General features: G+C 54.7%; 15 protein-coding genes and 1 tRNA gene. 8 read left to right on the forward strand and 8 right to left on the reverse strand.

Annotation, left to right across the window (positions count from 1 at the left end; genetic code table 11):
* Positions 1 to 161 precede the first annotated feature (161 nt).
* Positions 162 to 238, reverse strand: a tRNA-Met gene (locus tag OGV79_RS11180).
* 208 nt (positions 239 to 446) lie between these two features.
* Here OGV79_RS11180 and mltA point away from each other — a divergent pair.
* Together mltA and tcdA are read left to right on the forward strand one after the other, a co-directional pair.
* Positions 447 to 1,544 carry a murein transglycosylase A gene (gene mltA, locus OGV79_RS11185; protein ID WP_012134931.1) on the forward strand — a complete coding sequence of 366 codons (1,098 nt, stop codon included), beginning with the start codon at positions 447 to 449 and terminating at the stop codon, positions 1,542 to 1,544.
* A gap of 139 nt (positions 1,545 to 1,683) precedes the next feature.
* On the forward strand, positions 1,684 to 2,490 hold the full coding sequence (gene tcdA, locus OGV79_RS11190) for a tRNA cyclic N6-threonylcarbamoyladenosine(37) synthase TcdA (protein ID WP_012134929.1): 807 nt from the start codon (positions 1,684 to 1,686) through the stop codon (positions 2,488 to 2,490).
* Between the two features lie 77 nt (positions 2,491 to 2,567).
* On the opposite strand, the gene csdE is transcribed toward tcdA, so the two are convergent.
* Positions 2,568 to 3,014, reverse strand: a complete 447-nt coding sequence (gene csdE, locus OGV79_RS11195; RefSeq protein ID WP_071257909.1) for a cysteine desulfurase sulfur acceptor subunit CsdE — start codon at positions 3,012 to 3,014, stop codon at positions 2,568 to 2,570.
* The gene (gene csdA / locus OGV79_RS11200; RefSeq protein ID WP_058668035.1) at positions 3,014 to 4,219 is read right to left on the reverse strand and encodes a cysteine desulfurase CsdA; all 1,206 of its coding nucleotides are present in this window, start codon (positions 4,217 to 4,219) and stop codon (positions 3,014 to 3,016) included. The genes csdE and csdA overlap by 1 nt, the downstream gene beginning before the upstream one ends.
* Positions 4,220 to 4,417: 198 nt before the next feature.
* On the opposite strand from csdA, the gene OGV79_RS11205 reads away from it, so the two are divergent.
* The 4 genes from OGV79_RS11205 (at position 4,418) to rlmM (ending at position 7,419) form a co-directional block, all read left to right on the forward strand.
* Complete coding sequence (locus tag OGV79_RS11205) at positions 4,418 to 4,645, forward strand: YgdI/YgdR family lipoprotein (protein WP_024130904.1); 228 nt, start codon at positions 4,418 to 4,420, stop codon at positions 4,643 to 4,645.
* Positions 4,646 to 4,994: 349 nt separating this feature from the next.
* Positions 4,995 to 5,912, forward strand: coding sequence for a glycine cleavage system transcriptional regulator GcvA (gene gcvA, locus OGV79_RS11210; RefSeq protein ID WP_012134925.1), 918 nt, complete (start codon positions 4,995 to 4,997; stop codon positions 5,910 to 5,912).
* An 18-nt stretch (positions 5,913 to 5,930) separates the two neighbouring features.
* Positions 5,931 to 6,326 (forward strand): DUF423 domain-containing protein, encoded by a 396-nt coding sequence (locus OGV79_RS11215; protein WP_012134924.1) that lies wholly within the window; start codon positions 5,931 to 5,933, stop codon positions 6,324 to 6,326.
* Positions 6,319 to 7,419, forward strand: a complete 1,101-nt coding sequence (gene rlmM / locus OGV79_RS11220) for a 23S rRNA (cytidine(2498)-2'-O)-methyltransferase RlmM (protein ID WP_012134923.1) — start codon at positions 6,319 to 6,321, stop codon at positions 7,417 to 7,419. The genes OGV79_RS11215 and rlmM overlap by 8 nt, the downstream gene beginning before the upstream one ends.
* Positions 7,420 to 7,501: 82 nt before the next feature.
* Here rlmM and fucR read toward each other — a convergent pair whose 3' ends face one another.
* The 5 genes from fucR to fucP form a co-directional block, all read right to left on the reverse strand.
* Positions 7,502 to 8,224: an L-fucose operon activator gene (fucR, locus tag OGV79_RS11225; protein ID WP_012134922.1), complete on the reverse strand. Its 723-nt coding sequence runs from the start codon at positions 8,222 to 8,224 to the stop codon at positions 7,502 to 7,504.
* A gap of 58 nt (positions 8,225 to 8,282) precedes the next feature.
* Positions 8,283 to 8,705 carry an L-fucose mutarotase gene (gene fucU, locus OGV79_RS11230; protein WP_012134919.1) on the reverse strand — a complete coding sequence of 141 codons (423 nt, stop codon included), beginning with the start codon at positions 8,703 to 8,705 and terminating at the stop codon, positions 8,283 to 8,285.
* 1 nt (position 8,706) lies between these two features.
* The gene (gene fucK, locus OGV79_RS11235) at positions 8,707 to 10,125 is read right to left on the reverse strand and encodes an L-fuculokinase (RefSeq protein ID WP_110493874.1); all 1,419 of its coding nucleotides are present in this window, start codon (positions 10,123 to 10,125) and stop codon (positions 8,707 to 8,709) included.
* A gap of 103 nt (positions 10,126 to 10,228) precedes the next feature.
* Positions 10,229 to 12,004, reverse strand: a complete 1,776-nt coding sequence (gene fucI / locus OGV79_RS11240; protein ID WP_112001597.1) for an L-fucose isomerase — start codon at positions 12,002 to 12,004, stop codon at positions 10,229 to 10,231.
* Positions 12,005 to 12,035: 31 nt separating this feature from the next.
* Positions 12,036 to 13,346, reverse strand: a complete 1,311-nt coding sequence (fucP, locus tag OGV79_RS11245; protein WP_012134914.1) for an L-fucose:H+ symporter permease — start codon at positions 13,344 to 13,346, stop codon at positions 12,036 to 12,038.
* 555 nt (positions 13,347 to 13,901) lie between these two features.
* Between fucP and fucA the strand changes: the two genes are divergently transcribed.
* Positions 13,902 to 14,549, forward strand: coding sequence for an L-fuculose-phosphate aldolase (fucA, locus tag OGV79_RS11250; protein ID WP_012134912.1), 648 nt, complete (start codon positions 13,902 to 13,904; stop codon positions 14,547 to 14,549).
* 25 nt (positions 14,550 to 14,574) lie between these two features.
* Positions 14,575 to 15,723 carry a lactaldehyde reductase gene (fucO, locus tag OGV79_RS11255; protein WP_058668032.1) on the forward strand — a complete coding sequence of 383 codons (1,149 nt, stop codon included), beginning with the start codon at positions 14,575 to 14,577 and terminating at the stop codon, positions 15,721 to 15,723.
* Positions 15,724 to 15,778: the final 55 nt, after the last annotated feature.

The following is a 15,778-nucleotide window of genomic DNA, read 5'->3' on the forward strand; positions in this document are numbered from 1 at the left end:
CCACCCCGCGTCCGTCTTTCTGCTTCGTATTTCAAACCACATCTGCGTTGGCTTTCCTCGTTCACCTCAGTCACTTACTGAAGTAAGCTCCTAAGGATTCACTGCGTCGCCGCCTTGTTGTGATTCGAACTACTTTGCAAAATATTACATCAGATTTTAATTGGTTGCGGGGGCCAGATTTGAACTGACGACCTTCGGGTTATGAGCCCGACGAGCTACCAGGCTGCTCCACCCCGCGTCCGTGGATGCGCACTATACTCTGCTAACATTTTCATGCAACCCTTTTTTCACCCGGATCACGAAATTGGGGTGATTGTGTGCAAAAACAACGCGCTTTGGTACGTTTTTTGTGCGTAATTTGCGTCAGGGGAGCGCTTCGCATTTCATTAGGTTCGGGGGTTTGTTATCTTCATAGCGCAAGATTTACAGCTAAAAGACGAGAACTCATGAAAGGACGTTGGGCAAATTACCTTCTTATGGGGGCGGTGGTTGCAATGCTTGCCGCCTGTTCCTCTAAACCGACCGATCGCGGCCAGCAGTATAAAGACGGGAAGTTTACCCAGCCTTTCTCACTGGTGAACCAACCTGACGCCATTGGGGCGCCTATCAACGCAGGCGATTTCGCCGAGCAGGTCAACCAAATCCGCAGCGCGTCGCCGCGTCTGTATGGCAACCAGAGTAACGTCTATAACGCCGTGCAGGAGTGGTTACGTTCCGGTGGCGATACGCGAATGATGCGCCAGTTTGGTATTGATGCCTGGCAGATGGAAGGGGCGGATAACTACGGCAACGTCCAGTTCACCGGTTACTACACGCCGGTTATCCAGGCGCGCCATACCCGTCAGGGCGAGTTCCAGTACCCTATTTATCGCATGCCGCCAAAACGCGGCCGCTTACCGTCTCGTGCCGAGATCTATTCCGGCGCGCTGAGCGACAGCTACATTCTGGCGTACAGCAACTCGCTGATGGATAACTTCATCATGGACGTTCAGGGCAGCGGCTATATTGATTTTGGCGACGGCAGCCCGCTGAATTTCTTCAGCTATGCCGGGAAAAACGGCCATGCTTACCGCAGTATCGGCAAAGTGCTGATCGATCGCGGTGAAGTGAAGAAAGAAGATATGTCGATGCAGGCCATTCGCCACTGGGGAGAAACCCACAGTGAAGCGGAAGTGCGCGAGCTGCTGGAACAAAACCCGTCATTCGTCTTCTTTAAGCCGCAATCTTTTGCCCCGGTGAAAGGCGCCAGCGCCGTGCCGCTTATCGGCCGTGCGTCTGTGGCTTCCGATCGCAGTATTATCCCGGCAGGAACAACCCTGCTGGCGGAAGTCCCGCTGCTGGATAACAACGGCAAGTTTAACGGCCAGTACGAATTGCGCCTGATGGTGGCGCTGGACGTGGGCGGCGCGATTAAAGGCCAGCACTTTGATATTTATCAGGGGATTGGCCCGGACGCCGGGCACCGCGCAGGCTGGTATAATCACTATGGGCGCGTCTGGGTGCTGAAAAACGCCCCGGGAACCGGTAACGTATTTAGCGGCTGATTGCCTGATGGCGGCTTCGCTGAAGATTTAAATCGTAGGCCTGATAAGCGTAGCGCCATCAGGCAAATCATGCCGGATGGCGTCGCAAGCGACGTATCCGGCCTACGATCGTATTACCCCTTTTTAATTCTGAGGTCGTATGTCTGTTGTAATTAGTGATGCCTGGCGCCAGCGTTTTGGCGGCACCGCCCGTCTGTATGGTGAAAAAGCGTTGCAGCTGTTTGCCGGTGCGCATATTTGCGTGGTCGGGATCGGCGGCGTCGGCTCCTGGGCGGCAGAGGCGCTGGCGCGTACCGGCATTGGCGCGATCACGCTCATCGATATGGATGACGTATGCGTCACCAACACCAACCGGCAAATTCATGCGCTGCGCGATAACGTCGGTCTGGCGAAAGCCGAGGTGATGGCCGAGCGTATTCGTCAGATCAACCCGGAGTGCCGGGTGACGGTGGTGGATGACTTTGTCACGCCGGATAACGTCGCGGAGTATATGAGCGCAGGGTTTTCGTATGTCATTGATGCCATCGACAGCGTGCGGCCAAAAGCCGCGCTGATTGCCTGGTGCCGCCGAAATAAGGTTCCGTTAGTCACCACCGGCGGGGCGGGTGGGCAGATAGACCCGACCCAGATTCAGGTAACGGATCTGGCGAAAACCATCCAGGACCCGCTGGCGGCGAAACTGCGCGAACGGTTGAAAAGCGACTTTGGTGTGGTGAAAAACAGCAAGGGCAAACTGGGCGTGGACTGCGTGTTCTCAACGGAAGCACTGGTTTATCCGCAGGCTGATGGTTCCGTATGTGCGATGAAAGCGACGGCGGAAGGGCCGAAACGAATGGATTGCGCCTCTGGATTCGGCGCAGCCACGATGGTAACTGCGACCTTTGGCTTTGTTGCTGTGTCTCATGCGCTGAAGAAGATGATGGCGAAGGCGGCGCGTCAGGCTTGATTGTGTCGGATGGCGCTATGCTTATCCGACCTACGGTTCGTGCGGTGTTGTAGGCCGGATAAGATGCATCAGCGTCGTCATCCGGCTTGCTGGGCAGCCTCAAGAATCGCGTTATTCAGCGCATGCAGCCCCTGGCTGCGCGATGCGCTAAGTTGTGTTGTTAAGCCTAACTCATCAAACAACCCCAGCGGCGAGTGCGCCAGCAGTTCCGCCGGGGTCTTTCCCTCTACCGCTGTGAGTAAAACCGCCAACAAACCGCGTACAATACGCCCTTCGCTGTCACCGAAAAAGTGCAGCGTTCCTTTCTCCGACAGGGTATGCCCCAGCCAGACGCGGTTCTCACATCCTGCGATCTCTTTTGCCTGCGTTTTTAGCTCATCCGGCAATGCCGGGAGTTGCTTACCCAACAGAATAAGCTGGCGATACTTGTCCTCCCACTGCGAGAGCGGGATAAAGAGAGCGCGTAACGTCTCTTCCGTTACGGTCGTGCCAAACGGGTGTCCGGCAAAAAGAGGGCTTGTCATTAATCCACCAGTATTTCCAGCGCGCGGTCAACGGCGCTGACCAACGCATCCACATCATGCTTTGTATTATACGGCGCAAAAGAGGCGCGCAGGGTGCCCGTTACGCCAAGCGCCGCCAGTAGCGGCTGCGCGCAGTGCTGCCCGGCGCGCAGGGCGATGCCGTATTCGGCCAGTAATGTCACCATATCGCTGTGATGAACGCCGGCAAAATCGAAGGCCAGCAGGCTGGAGTCCTGGCAACGGAAAGAGCGGAAACCCGGGCGCTTCGCCAGCGCGTCTTCCGCCAGCGTCGCCAGACCGCGACTCCAGCTTTCGGCCTGCGCCATATCCACTTCCGCCAGCCACTCCAGCGCGGCGCTAAGGCCAATAACCCCTGCCACGTTTGGCGTGCCGGCTTCCAGACGCCAGGGAACGGCCTGGGTTGTGAATCCTTCAAAATTGACTTCAGCGATCATCTTGCCGCCGCCGAGCCACGGGGACATCTCTTCCAGTAAGGCCGGTTTGCCGTATAGCGCGCCGATGCCCGTCGGGCCGTACAGCTTGTGGGCGGAGAAGGCATAAAAATCAATATCCAGTTGCTGTACATCGGCGGGGAAATGCACCGCGCCTTGCGCGCCGTCAACCATCACCACCATCCCTGCCGCGTGCGCCAGCGTGATAGCGCGCGCCAGGTCCGGGCAGCCGCCCGTGACGTTCGACATCTGTCCCAGCGCCAGAATCCGGCTGCGTGGCGTGATGAGTTCAGGCAGACGCTCCACGTCGGGGAGGAAAAGGGCATTCAGGGGCAGTTTGACGATTTTTGCGCCCGTCTGCTGAGCGACCATCAGCCAGGGAACGAGATTCGCGTGATGCTCCGCTTCACTGACGATTATCTCATCGCCGGGTTGCAGGCGCGGGCGGGCATAGCATTGCGCCACCATATTGATGGCTTCCGTGGTGCCGCGTGTCCAGACAATCGATGCATCATCAGGCGCGTTCAGCCACTGCGCCACTTTGCCGCGCGCCGCTTCATAGCGTGCGGTTAGCCGCTGTGCCTCGGCGAACTGGCTGCGATGGACGTTTCCGGCGCTCAGGCTGTAGAACTGATGCGTGGCGTCGATCACGGCCTGAGGCTTAAGCGCCGTCGCGGCGCTGTCGAGATAAACGCCCGCATCGGTAAGGGCAGGAAATTGCGCGCGAAACTGCGCAGGATTGAAAGCGTTCATGGTATTCCTCAATTCAGTATACCGATCGTGGCGCAAAAAGGGCTGTGATACAAGGTTTGTCCTAACCATCGGAATTGTCTGGTTATCCTGGTGAAGTCAGGGAAGCAGGTTATGCTAAATAGTGTTAGGCGAATGTTTTTGCCTGTTACGGAACCCGTTTTATTTAGCATAAACAGCTTTAAGGAGAAGAAGATGAAAATGAAAAAGACTGCCGCAATGATCTCTGCATGTATGCTGACTTTTGCCCTGAGCGCCTGTTCCGGTCCGAATTATGTGATGCACACAAATGATGGCCGTACTATCGTGTCAGACGGTAAGCCAAAAACCGATGATGAAACCGGCATGATTTCTTATAAAGACGCTAACGGCAACAAACAGCAGATCAATCGTACTGACGTTAAAGAGATGGTCGAACTGGATCAGTAACCGGTCGGTCATGGACAAAAAAAAGCACCGCAATTGGCGGTGCTACATTAATCACTATGGACAGACAGGGTAAATGTACAGGAAGTGAAAAAGGGTAGCTTCGCTACCATGGTCTGAATCGCAGACCAATTGCAAACACAACAACACAACATCACAACCGTAAGCCAAAAGCCCATCAGAACACGCATTCCGATAAAACTTTTCGTTCCGGCTCAGGAAGTGTCGCCACTATAGGTATTTGCTGGTAGAACCTCAACGGACAAATTATAATGGCTCAGATTAAAAAAACTAATAGGTTACACAAGGTTACCTAATTGTTAAATTTATTTAACATCAAAGTCTAAAAGCCATGTCAAAACGATTACCACCCTTAAATGCATTACGTGTTTTTGATGCCGCAGCGCGGCATTTAAGCTTCACTCGCGCAGCAGAAGAGCTTTTTGTGACACAGGCCGCAGTAAGTCACCAAATCAAGTCACTTGAGGATTTTTTGGGGCTAAAACTGTTCCGTCGTCGCAATCGTTCGCTTTTGCTCACGGAAGAGGGGCAGAGCTATTTCCTCGACATCAAAGAGATTTTTTCGCAATTAACCGAAGCGACGCGTAAACTTCAGGCGCGGAGTGCAAAAGGCGCGCTTACGGTCAGTTTATTGCCCAGTTTTGCGATCCAGTGGCTGGTTCCTCGACTCTCAAGCTTTAACTCAACTTATCCGGGAATCGATGTCAGAATTCAGGCCGTGGACCGTCAGGAAGATAAGCTGGCTGATGATGTCGACGTCGCTATTTTTTATGGGCGTGGCAACTGGCCAGGCTTGCGCGTCGAAAAATTGTACGCAGAATATTTACTGCCGGTGTGTTCACCGTTATTACTGACGGGCGATAAGCCGTTAAAGACGCCGGAAGATCTGGCAAAACATACATTACTGCATGATGCTTCGCGAAGAGACTGGCAGACCTATACGCGTCAGTTGGGGCTGAATCATATTAATGTGCAGCAGGGACCTATTTTCAGCCATAGCGCAATGGTGCTACAGGCTGCCATCCACGGACAGGGGGTTGCGCTGGCGAACAACGTCATGGCGCAATCAGAAATTGAAGCCGGGCGTCTTGTCTGTCCCTTTAACGACGTTCTGGTCAGTAAAAATGCTTTTTATCTGGTTTGTCATGACAGTCAGGCAGAACTGGGTAAAATAGCCGCCTTTCGTCAGTGGATTCTGACCAAAGCGGCCGCTGAACAAGAAAAATTCCGCTTTCGTTACGAACAATAATTTATTTAGGGTACTACCATGACCAGCCGTTTTATGCTGATTTTTGCCGCGATAAGCGGCTTTATCTATGTTGCTCTGGGTGCCTTTGGGGCGCATGTCCTGAGCAAAACTCTTGGTGTGGTTGAAATGGGCTGGGTCCAGACCGGCCTGCAATATCAGGCGTTTCATACGCTGGCCATTTTTGGCCTGGCGGTTGCGATGCAGCGACGCATTAGCATCTGGTTTTACTGGAGCAGTGTTTTTCTGGCGTTAGGTACGGTGCTGTTTAGCGGCAGCCTGTATTGCCTGGCGCTGTCTCATTTACGCCTGTGGGCGTTTGTTACTCCTGTCGGCGGCGTGAGTTTCCTGGCAGGCTGGGTGCTGATGTTAATTGGCGCCATCCGTTTGAAACGTAAGGGCGTTGGTCATGAATAAGGTTGTATTGTTGTGTCGCCCTGGTTTTGAAAAGGAGTGTGCTGCTGAAATAACGGATAAGGCGGCGCGTCGGGAAATCTTTGGCTTCGCTCGTGTTAAAGACAATGCCGGATACGTCGTCTTTGAGTGCTATCAGCCGGACGATGCTGAAAAAATAGTAAAAGAGTTGCCTTTTTCCTCGCTCATTTTTGCGCGTCAAATGTTCGTCGTCGGCGAGCTGCTGCGCGACCTGCCGCCGGACGATCGCATTACGCCGATTGTCGGGATGCTACAGGGCGTTGTGGAAAAAGGCGGCGAGCTGCGTGTTGAAGTCGCAGACACCAATGAAAGCAAAGAGTTGATGAAGTTTTGCCGTAAATTTACGGTGCCGCTGCGGGCCGCGCTGCGCGACGCGGGGATTCTGACAAACTATGAAACGCCAAAGCGTCCGGTGGTGCATGTTTTCTTCATCGCGCCGGGCTGCTGTTATACCGGGTATTCGTATCCTGACAACAACTCGCCGTTCTATATGGGGATTCCGCGGCTGAAATTCCCGGCCGATGCGCCAAGCCGTTCGACGCTGAAACTGGAAGAAGCGCTGCATGTTTTTATTCCGGCCGATGAGTGGGATGAACGTCTGGCGAACGGGATGTATGCCGTGGATTTAGGCGCCTGCCCTGGCGGTTGGACCTACCAGTTAGTGAAGCGCAACATGTGGGTTTACTCTGTCGATAACGGCCCAATGGCGCAGAGCCTGATGGATACCGGGCAGGTGACCTGGCTGCGCGAAGATGGATTCAGATACCGTCCGAACCGTAACAACATCTCGTGGATGGTGTGCGACATGGTGGAAAAGCCTGCTAAGGTTGCCGCGCTGATGGCGCAGTGGTTAGTAAACGGCTGGTGTCGCGAGACGATCTTCAATCTCAAGCTGCCGATGAAAAAACGCTATGAAGAGGTGTCGCAGAACCTGGCGTATATTCAGGCGCAGCTTGATGAACACGGCATTAACGCGCAAATTCAGGCGCGACAGCTGTATCACGATCGTGAAGAAGTGACCGTGCATGTCCGTCGGCTGTGGGCCGCCGTGGGCGGGCGTCGCGACGAGCGGTAATACGATGGATTGCCGGATAGCGGCGTAAATGCCTTATCCGGCCTGCGCCTGGTATTTGTTGGCCTGATAAGCGGCAACGCCATCAGGCATGAATCACCCCCTGGCGCTCATCGGAAATGATGTGCGTCACATCATCCAGATGCCCGATGCAGGCCTCTCCCGAGCGGTTGAGCTTACTTTTGTCGATCAACAATAAAGACTGTGATGCGCGCTTAAGCAGCGTGGATTTGAAATCCGCGTTGATCGTATTTGAGTCCCAGAGCGCGCCGCCGCGGTCGATCCCCTCGCAGGAAAAAATAAACAGGTCAATGTCGAGCGGCTTAAGCTGAGAAATAAGCGACGGATTGACGTAGCAGCCATATTTACGCTCAAGCTGGCCGCCGGAACTGATGAGCTGAATATGCTCGCGTTTGCCCAGCTCCTGGCAAATCGGGTGACTGTTGGTAAAGACGTGAATATCAATGTCCGGCAACTGGCGGGCCAGATACCAGCAGGTTGAGCTGGCGTCCAGAGCGATCACCATGCCCGGTTCTATCCATGCCAGCGCCTCCCTGGCGATATCCGCCTTATGCGCATAGTGGCTTTTCAGCCGGATGTGGAACGGGTCGCCGCTGTCCTGGTTTTCCCGGTGAATATACTTGGCGCGCCCGTGATTGCGCAGCACTTTTCCCTGCGCCTGTAGCTCGCTGAGATCGCGGCGAATGGTCTCTTTGCTGACGTTAAGCTGTACTGACAGCGCCTCGGTGGTCAGACTTTTATGGTTGATCAGCAGGTCTACTATCGCTTGTTGGCGTGCCGCTTTCATCTTTTCTCACCCCATCATTCGATGAACGCCCGCATCATGCGGGCGCACCGGCAAGAGATTACGGCGTTACCCCTTTTTTTAAAAGAATATTCCCGTACTTCGCGCACTCTCCTGTGATAACGATCGCAAAGGCTTTTTGCGCCCGCTCATAAAACGCATAGCGGTCGATGCGGACAATCTCCGGGCACGGCGTCTGTAATGAGAGCGCATCGCGATAACGCGCTTCAACCGTTGGGTCGAGCGAATCGCCCTCTACGGCGGCCATCATCACCAGCGGCGGCGCGTAGCTGTCCAGTTCAAACAGCGGGATAATCGCCCGGAGCAGATCGCTGACTTTCAGACCATCTGCGCGAATAACCTGCGGTCCCATGCTGTGCGCGGGAAAGTGGGCATCGGAAAAAATAATCTCATCCCCGTGCCCCATTTCAGCCAGCACTTTCAGTAACTCAGGGGATATTAATGGCGAAATAGTTTTTAGCATCTCACACTCCCTCAATAAATTCGGGTTCAGTTTGCGGCCAGAAATAGCGGTACTGATAGCGCACCTGGGCTCGGGCCTGTTCCGGGCTGGCAAATTCGCCCACGCCATACCAGCCGAACATGGCGGCCCCGGCGACGGTGGTTTCCGCGTCATCCAGCACCTTAATCGGTATATCAAGCAGATTGGCTTTGATTTGATTCCACAGCGCGTTGCGGCTTCCGCCGCCAACCAGCAGAAGCTCAGTTGCCTGGAAGTGACCAATCTTTTCCAGCGTTTGCAGATTACGTTGCAGTTGCGCCGTGAGCCCTTCCAGCGCGGCGCGGTAAAAATGACCACGCGTTGTGTTCAGCGTCACCCCCTGCCAGCCCGCGTTTTGACAGGTGAGGAGATCGCACTGCATCTTCACGCCTTCAGCACCCGGCGGAATGGCGTGCGCCTCGTCAATCAGCGTCTGCCACGGCGTTTCTGGCGTCCAGAGCAGTTTGCGCACCCATTCGAGCACGCCGGAAGCCAGCCACTGCATGCCTGGGTTATAAAGTCCGGCCTGGCTGTCCAGTTCACAGGTGGAACCGGCGTAATGGCTGAGCAGCGGTGTGTTCACCTGCGCGCTGCGTACCATCAGGATTTCCCACGTACCGGACGAAAGTACCGGTTCATCCTGTTCTGCGCCGGCGCCAAAGAGGGCAAACTGCGTGTCATGCCCGGCGGAGATCACCGGAATACCCGCCTCAAGCCCAAGCAGGTTTGCGGCGTCGTTTTGCAGCGTGCCAATCCGTTCGCCTGCTTCAACTAACCGTGGAAACAGACGGCGGGGTAAACCCGTGGCCTGTAAAATCTCCGGGCTGAAATCCCGCTGGTGGATATCCAGCATCTGACTGGTGCCCGCCATGGTGATATCGGTGGTGAATTCACCGGTTAAACGGTGGTTGATCAGCGATGAAATAAACAGCCAGGCGTGCGCCTGTTCGAGCAACTGCGGGTGGTTCTCTTTCAGCCACACCAGTTTATACAGCGTATTAAAGGCGAATGCGCCGACGCCGGAGATCGCCTGCAACTGCTGCGGCGGCATAAAGCGGCCGATGTTTTCCATGACGGCAAGGGTGCGGGGGCATTTCCAGCTGATCACCGGATAGCGTAACTGACCCTGTTCATCAACCAGCGCGCCGTCTACGCCGAACGTCGTGACGGTGATGCCGCGAACCCGGCAGGCCGCCAGTTCCGTCTTCAGTTGCTGACAGCAGTCCGCGAAGCGTTGCAGAATGGCCGCCAGCGACCACTGATGCCAGGCGCTATTTTCCGTGGCGATGTCGCTGGCATTCGCTGTTGATGCGCGGGCGACAATGTTTCCCTGACGGTCAACGGCCATTGTCCGTACGTTGGTGGCGCCGCAGTCGAGAACCAGAATGACGTCTTGTTTCATAGTAGCTCCGAAACGTTGCCGGATGGCGCTTCGCTGATCCGGCCTACAAAATGCGAAATTGTAGGCCCGGTAAGCTTACGCCACCGGGCAAAGAAGTGACGCATTAACGTTTGTACAGCGGCCCGTAGTTCTGGCAGGCGCGATAATCCTGACCTTCAATATCCATACCGTGCGCAGCCCAGGCGGAAGGACGGTAGATTTTCGCATCGTCCACGTTGTGCATGCAGACCGGAATACGCAGCATGGCGGCGAGCGTGATAAAGTCAGCGCCGACGTGGCCGATGGTCAGTACGCCGTGGTTAGCGCCCCAGTTCGCCATCACCGAGTAGACGTCGGTGAACGGGCCTTTACCGGTAAGACGCGGCGCAAACCAGGTGGTCGGCCAGGTCGAGTTGGTGCGGGCGTCGAGCTGATCGTGCATCTCTTTCGGCAGTTCCACGCTCCAGCCTTCAGCGATTTGCAGTACCGGCCCCAGACCCTTGATGATGTTCACGCGGGTCATGGTGAACGGCACGCCGCCTTCGGTCAGGAAGCGAGAGGAGTAGCCGCCGCCACGGAAGTATTCGTGGATCGCCGGGCACCATTCGGTGGCGGCCAGGCAGGCGTCCGCTTCCTGTTGGCTGATTTCCCAGTGCGGCTTCATGGTCGGTTTGCCTTCGCTATCGCGCTGCTTGCAGGAGCCGTCCAGCGCCGCAGAGCCGGAGTTGATCAGGTGAATGATGCCGTGCTCCGCAAGGCCGGTGAGCGGCTGGCCTGTGACGCGCTCTACCGCTTCCGGCGACCAGTAGGTTCGCACGTCGGCAAAGACCTGCGCGGTTCCGGTGAGTTGATGGCCCAGCAGCATCGCTACGCCGTTGAGGCTGTCGTTTTCGGTAGCGACGACAAACGGTTCGCGCACGCCGTTCCAGTCAAAGGAGCTGTTCAGCAGCGCTTCGGCGGTGTCGCCGTTCGGGTATTGATCGGTCCAGTGGCGCTGGCCCTGGAAGCCTGCCGCAATAGCGTTATAACCCAGCGACTCTTCGACCAGCCCTTTTTCCGCCAGCTTGTTGTTGCCCTGCATCATGTCGCGAATGCACATCGCCATCAGCAGGCTCTCTTTCAGCACCGCGCGGCTTTGTTCTTCATTACGTTTGTACTGCTGCGCGTTCTGATCCTCGCCATAGCGGAAGTTTTTATCCGCCCACGCCAGCGCCATCTCCAGCTCGGCTTCGTCATAGATTTTCTGGTCGATGCGACGGCGCAGCTCGGTCATGTCCACCGCCTGCACTTTCATCCCCAGCCAGGACTCAAAGAAGTTGTGATCGACGATGGAACCGGCAATCCCCATTGAGACGCCGCCCACAGAGAGGTAGCTTCTGCCTTTCATGCTGGCGACCGCCAGACCCGCGCGCGCAAAGCGCAGCAGTTTTTCTTCAACGTCGGCAGGGATCGAGGTGTCGTCGGCATCCTGTACGTCATGACCATAAATAGAGAATGCCGGAATGCCTTTCTGGCTGTGCGCGGCCAACGCGGCGGCCAGATAAACGGCGCCGGGACGTTCCGTACCGTTGAAGCCCCAGATGGCTTTCGGGCGCATTGGGTCCATATCGATGGTTTCGCTGCCGTAGCACCAGCACGGCGTCACGGTAATGGTTACGCCAACATTCTGGCTGCTGAATTTCTCTTCACAGGCGGCGGATTCCGCCATTCCGGCAATGCAGGTATCCGCAATCACACATTCAATCTGCGCGCCGCAGGCATGGCGAAGTTTTTCGGTGATAAGCGCAGCGGTGGCTTTCGCCATATTCATGGTCTGTTCTTCCAGCGACTCGCGTACCCCCATGCGACGTCCATCAATAACCGGGCGAATGCCAATTTTTGGTAAGCTGATTTTTTTCATTACAGGTTCCTCACGTTATTCGGAAAAATGTTCAGTTAGTTGCCGCTTGTGAACGGAAACGGGCAAAGATGAAGATGACGGCAAAGCAGAGCGCCGGGACCAGCTCAGCCGTTGGGATGTTGCCCGCCGCATCGCTGACAAAACCCATGACCGGCGTGACGATGCCGCCGCCAATGATGGTCATGACGATGAACGACGAGCCGTATTTGGTGTCCTGTCCCAGATTTTTAATACCCAGCGAGAAGATAGTGGGGTACTGAATCGACATAAATGCGCTGCACAGCGTCAGGGCCAGCAGACCGATATGGCCGCCGCTAAAGGCTGAAACTAGGCACAGGATCATGGAGAGCAGGGCATAGGCCGCCAGCACTTTATGCGGCGCAAAGCGGCTGATAAGCCAGGTGCCGGAGAAGCGGCCGATAAAGAAGCACACCATCGTGCCGGTCAGGTAGTTGGCGGCAAAGCCAGGCGTCATGCCGGGGATCTCTTCGATAGCGTAACGGATCAGGTAGCTCCAGCAGGCGGTTTGCGCGCCGACGTAGCAGAACTGCGCTAGCACCGCCCAGCGCCAGTGGCGAATACGCACCAGGCGGGCAAGCGAAGCGGTGAATGAACTTTGTTGGGCGTCACTGTGATCGTCGCTCTGTAGCGCCGGGAATTTGGTCAGCATGATCAGCAGGGCAACCAGTAAAACGATAGCCACGATGATCATATAAGGCGTCTGTACCGATAAAACCAGGCTGTGTTTATACGTACTCAATTGCTCAGGCGTCATTTTATCGAGCACGTCCTGAGATTGATGTGGGACGTTAGACAAAATAAGACTTTGCCCGAACACCACGGCGATAATAGCGCCGAAAGAGTTAAATGTTTGCGCCAGATTGAGACGGAAATGGCCACCGCTTTCTGGCCCTAATACCGTAACAAAAGGGTTCGCGGCGGTTTCAAGACAACCAAGTCCTGCGGCAATAATAAAAAGACCAATCAAAAACAAGGTGTAATTCATCACTTCAGCAGCCGGCCAGAATAATGCTGCGCCAAAAGCATATAAGAATAGTCCGGTAATTATCCCCGCTTTATAACTCAGCTTTTTCATCAAAATACCCGCGGGGATGGGAATAACAAAATAGCCGAAATAAAAAGCAGACTGAATCAAACCTGCTTGGAAATTAGTTAACGTAAAGGCTTGCTGAAATTGTGGTAATAAAATGTCATTCAGGTTATTGGCAACCGCCCAAAGGAAAAACAGTGAGCAGAGTAAAGCGAACGGAATGATATAGCGTTTGCTTTGCCCTGTATCCACCGCACGAAAACTCTGCGTCTGTATTGTTGTGTTTCCCATAGCATCCTCATTGGCTCAGAAGCGTGTTCAACATTTTAGAAGTACGACCGGTGTTTCTCACCAGATCGACAAACCAGGCGAGTTCCTGTTATCTGCCAGAGAAAATTGGCTGTTGATGGTGAACTCATGAATTCATTTTCAAATAAAAAATGCTGTTTAATATGATGGTGGTCACATTTAGCACCTGGAGGGTGGCTTTATGTGATTATCATCACTTTAATTTCTGAAAAATGATGCCCGTTTGAGTAAATAAAATTAAAAACCCACAGCGTTGATGACCGATTTAATTTATTACTGCGAAAACGGGCATTTGTTACAAATATTATGAAAATGCCCGTTTGGATAAATAATATTAAGAGCGGTCATTTTGGAGAGAGTGAATCCGGCGAAAACGGTATTTAACTGACGTGATTAATTGATGCGTATCACAAAATAAAGTCATGTAAATTCCTTTATCGCTATTCAATATGATGATGGTTACCAAATGTTCAATTAATTCAGCAGAGCAACGTGCTGTTCTGTTGTCGCGTTTTGAATGACTGAGAGAGGTAACTAATGGAACGAAACACACTGGCCCGCCAGATTATCGACACCTGCCTGGAGATGACCCGGCTGGGGCTGAACCAGGGGACCGCAGGCAATGTGAGCGTGCGTTATCAGGGCGGGATGCTGATCACGCCAACGGGCATTCCGTATGACAAACTCACCGAATCACATATCGTCTTTATTGATGCAGAGGGTCAGCATGAGCAGGGAAAATTGCCTTCCAGCGAGTGGCGTTTCCATATGGCGGCCTACCAGACGCGCCCGGATGCTAATGCTGTCGTCCATAACCATGCCGTTCACTGCACGGCGGTGTCGATCCTCAATCGTCCTATTCCAGCCATTCATTACATGATTGCGGCGGCGGGGGGGAACTCCATTCCGTGTGCGCCTTACGCCACGTTCGGCACGCGTGAACTTTCTGAATACGTTGCTGTTGCGCTCAAAAATCGCAAAGCGACCCTGCTACAGCATCATGGGTTGATCGCCTGCGAAGAGAACCTGGAAAAAGCGCTGTGGCTGGCGCATGAAGTGGAAGTGCTGGCGCAGCTGTACCTCAGTACGCTGGCGATTACCGATCCGGTGCCTGTACTGGATGATGAGGCTATCGCCATTGTGCTGGAAAAATTCAAAACCTACGGATTACGTATCGAAGAGTAATTTCGCACAGCGAAGGAGACGGGCTATGGCGAACAGAATGATCCTGAACGAAACGGCATGGTTTGGCCGGGGGGCGGTGGCGGCGTTAACCGATGAGGTTCAACGCCGGGGCTATCGCAAGGCGCTAATTGTCAGTGACAAAACGCTGGTGCAGTGCGGTGTGGTCAGAAACGTCACGGATAAGATGGATGCCGCAGGGCTGGCATGGGCGATCTACGATGGCGTGATCCCGAATCCAACCATCGGCGTGGTGAAAGAGGGGCTGAACGTATTTCAACAAAGCGGGGCAGACTACCTGATTGCCATCGGCGGCGGCTCCCCGCAGGATACCTGTAAGGCGATCGGTATTATCAGCAATAACCCTGAGTTTGCTGACGTGCGCAGTCTGGAAGGTCTGTCTCCGACCCGTTATCCGAGCGTGCCGGTGATGGCGATCCCGACCACTGCGGGAACCGCAGCGGAAGTGACCATTAACTATGTGATCACTGATGAAGAAAAGCGGCGTAAATTTGTTTGTGTCGATCCGCATGATATCCCGCAGGTCGCGTTTATTGATGCCGACATGATGGACGGCATGCCGCCCGCGCTGAAGGCGGCAACCGGGGTGGATGCGTTAACCCACGCGATCGAAGGATACATCACCCGTGCCGCGTGGGCGTTGACGGATGCGCTGCATATTAAGGCCATTGAGATTATCGCCGGGGCATTGCGTGGTTCGGTTGCGGGCGAGCGTGAAGCGGGCGAAGCGATGGCGCTGGGGCAGTACGTTGCCGGGATGGGCTTTTCCAACGTGGGGCTTGGGCTGGTGCACGGGATGGCGCATCCGCTGGGCGCGTTTTATAACACTCCGCACGGCGTTGCTAATGCGATTCTTCTGCCGCATATCATGCGCTACAACGCGGAATATACCGGTGAGAAGTTCCGTGATATCGCGCGTGCGATGGGTGAGAAGGTCGAAGGGATAAGTTTGAGCGAGGCGCGTAATGCCGCCGTGGAAGCGGTATTTACCCTCAACCGGGACGTCGGTATTCCGTTGCATTTACGCGATGTCGGCGTGCGTAAAGAGGATATTCCGGCGCTGGCGCAGGCGGCATTTGACGATGTCTGCACCGGTGGTAATCCGCGTGAAGCGAGTATTGCCGATATCGTCGAGTTGTATCATACCGCCTGGTAATTTTGCCGGATGGCCTTATCCGGCCTACAGGATTGCACGAAATGTAGGCCGGATA

It is taken from the genome of Citrobacter sp. CK185 (genome assembly GCF_030333565.1).
In the GTDB taxonomy this organism is placed as follows: Bacteria; Pseudomonadota; Gammaproteobacteria; order Enterobacterales; family Enterobacteriaceae; genus Citrobacter_B; species Citrobacter_B koseri.

Excerpts from the sequence above, each read along its gene's own strand:
- fucO (WP_058668032.1), top strand. The coding sequence starts at position 14,575 with ATGGCGAACAGAATGATCCTGAACGAAACGGCATGGTTTGGCCGGGGG.
- OGV79_RS11205 (WP_024130904.1), top strand. The coding sequence starts at position 4,418 with ATGAAAAAGACTGCCGCAATGATCTCTGCATGTATGCTGACTTTTGCC.
- fucU (WP_012134919.1), bottom strand. The coding sequence starts at position 8,705 with ATGCTAAAAACTATTTCGCCATTAATATCCCCTGAGTTACTGAAAGTG.
- fucI (WP_112001597.1), bottom strand. The coding sequence starts at position 12,004 with ATGAAAAAAATCAGCTTACCAAAAATTGGCATTCGCCCGGTTATTGAT.
- fucR (WP_012134922.1), bottom strand. The coding sequence starts at position 8,224 with ATGAAAGCGGCACGCCAACAAGCGATAGTAGACCTGCTGATCAACCAT.
- csdE (WP_071257909.1), bottom strand. The coding sequence starts at position 3,014 with ATGACAAGCCCTCTTTTTGCCGGACACCCGTTTGGCACGACCGTAACG.
- OGV79_RS11215 (WP_012134924.1), top strand. The coding sequence starts at position 5,931 with ATGACCAGCCGTTTTATGCTGATTTTTGCCGCGATAAGCGGCTTTATC.
- gcvA (WP_012134925.1), top strand. The coding sequence starts at position 4,995 with ATGTCAAAACGATTACCACCCTTAAATGCATTACGTGTTTTTGATGCC.
- fucK (WP_110493874.1), bottom strand. The coding sequence starts at position 10,125 with ATGAAACAAGACGTCATTCTGGTTCTCGACTGCGGCGCCACCAACGTA.
- mltA (WP_012134931.1), top strand. The coding sequence starts at position 447 with ATGAAAGGACGTTGGGCAAATTACCTTCTTATGGGGGCGGTGGTTGCA.
- fucA (WP_012134912.1), top strand. The coding sequence starts at position 13,902 with ATGGAACGAAACACACTGGCCCGCCAGATTATCGACACCTGCCTGGAG.
- fucP (WP_012134914.1), bottom strand. The coding sequence starts at position 13,346 with ATGGGAAACACAACAATACAGACGCAGAGTTTTCGTGCGGTGGATACA.
- csdA (WP_058668035.1), bottom strand. The coding sequence starts at position 4,219 with ATGAACGCTTTCAATCCTGCGCAGTTTCGCGCGCAATTTCCTGCCCTT.
- tcdA (WP_012134929.1), top strand. The coding sequence starts at position 1,684 with ATGTCTGTTGTAATTAGTGATGCCTGGCGCCAGCGTTTTGGCGGCACC.
- rlmM (WP_012134923.1), top strand. The coding sequence starts at position 6,319 with ATGAATAAGGTTGTATTGTTGTGTCGCCCTGGTTTTGAAAAGGAGTGT.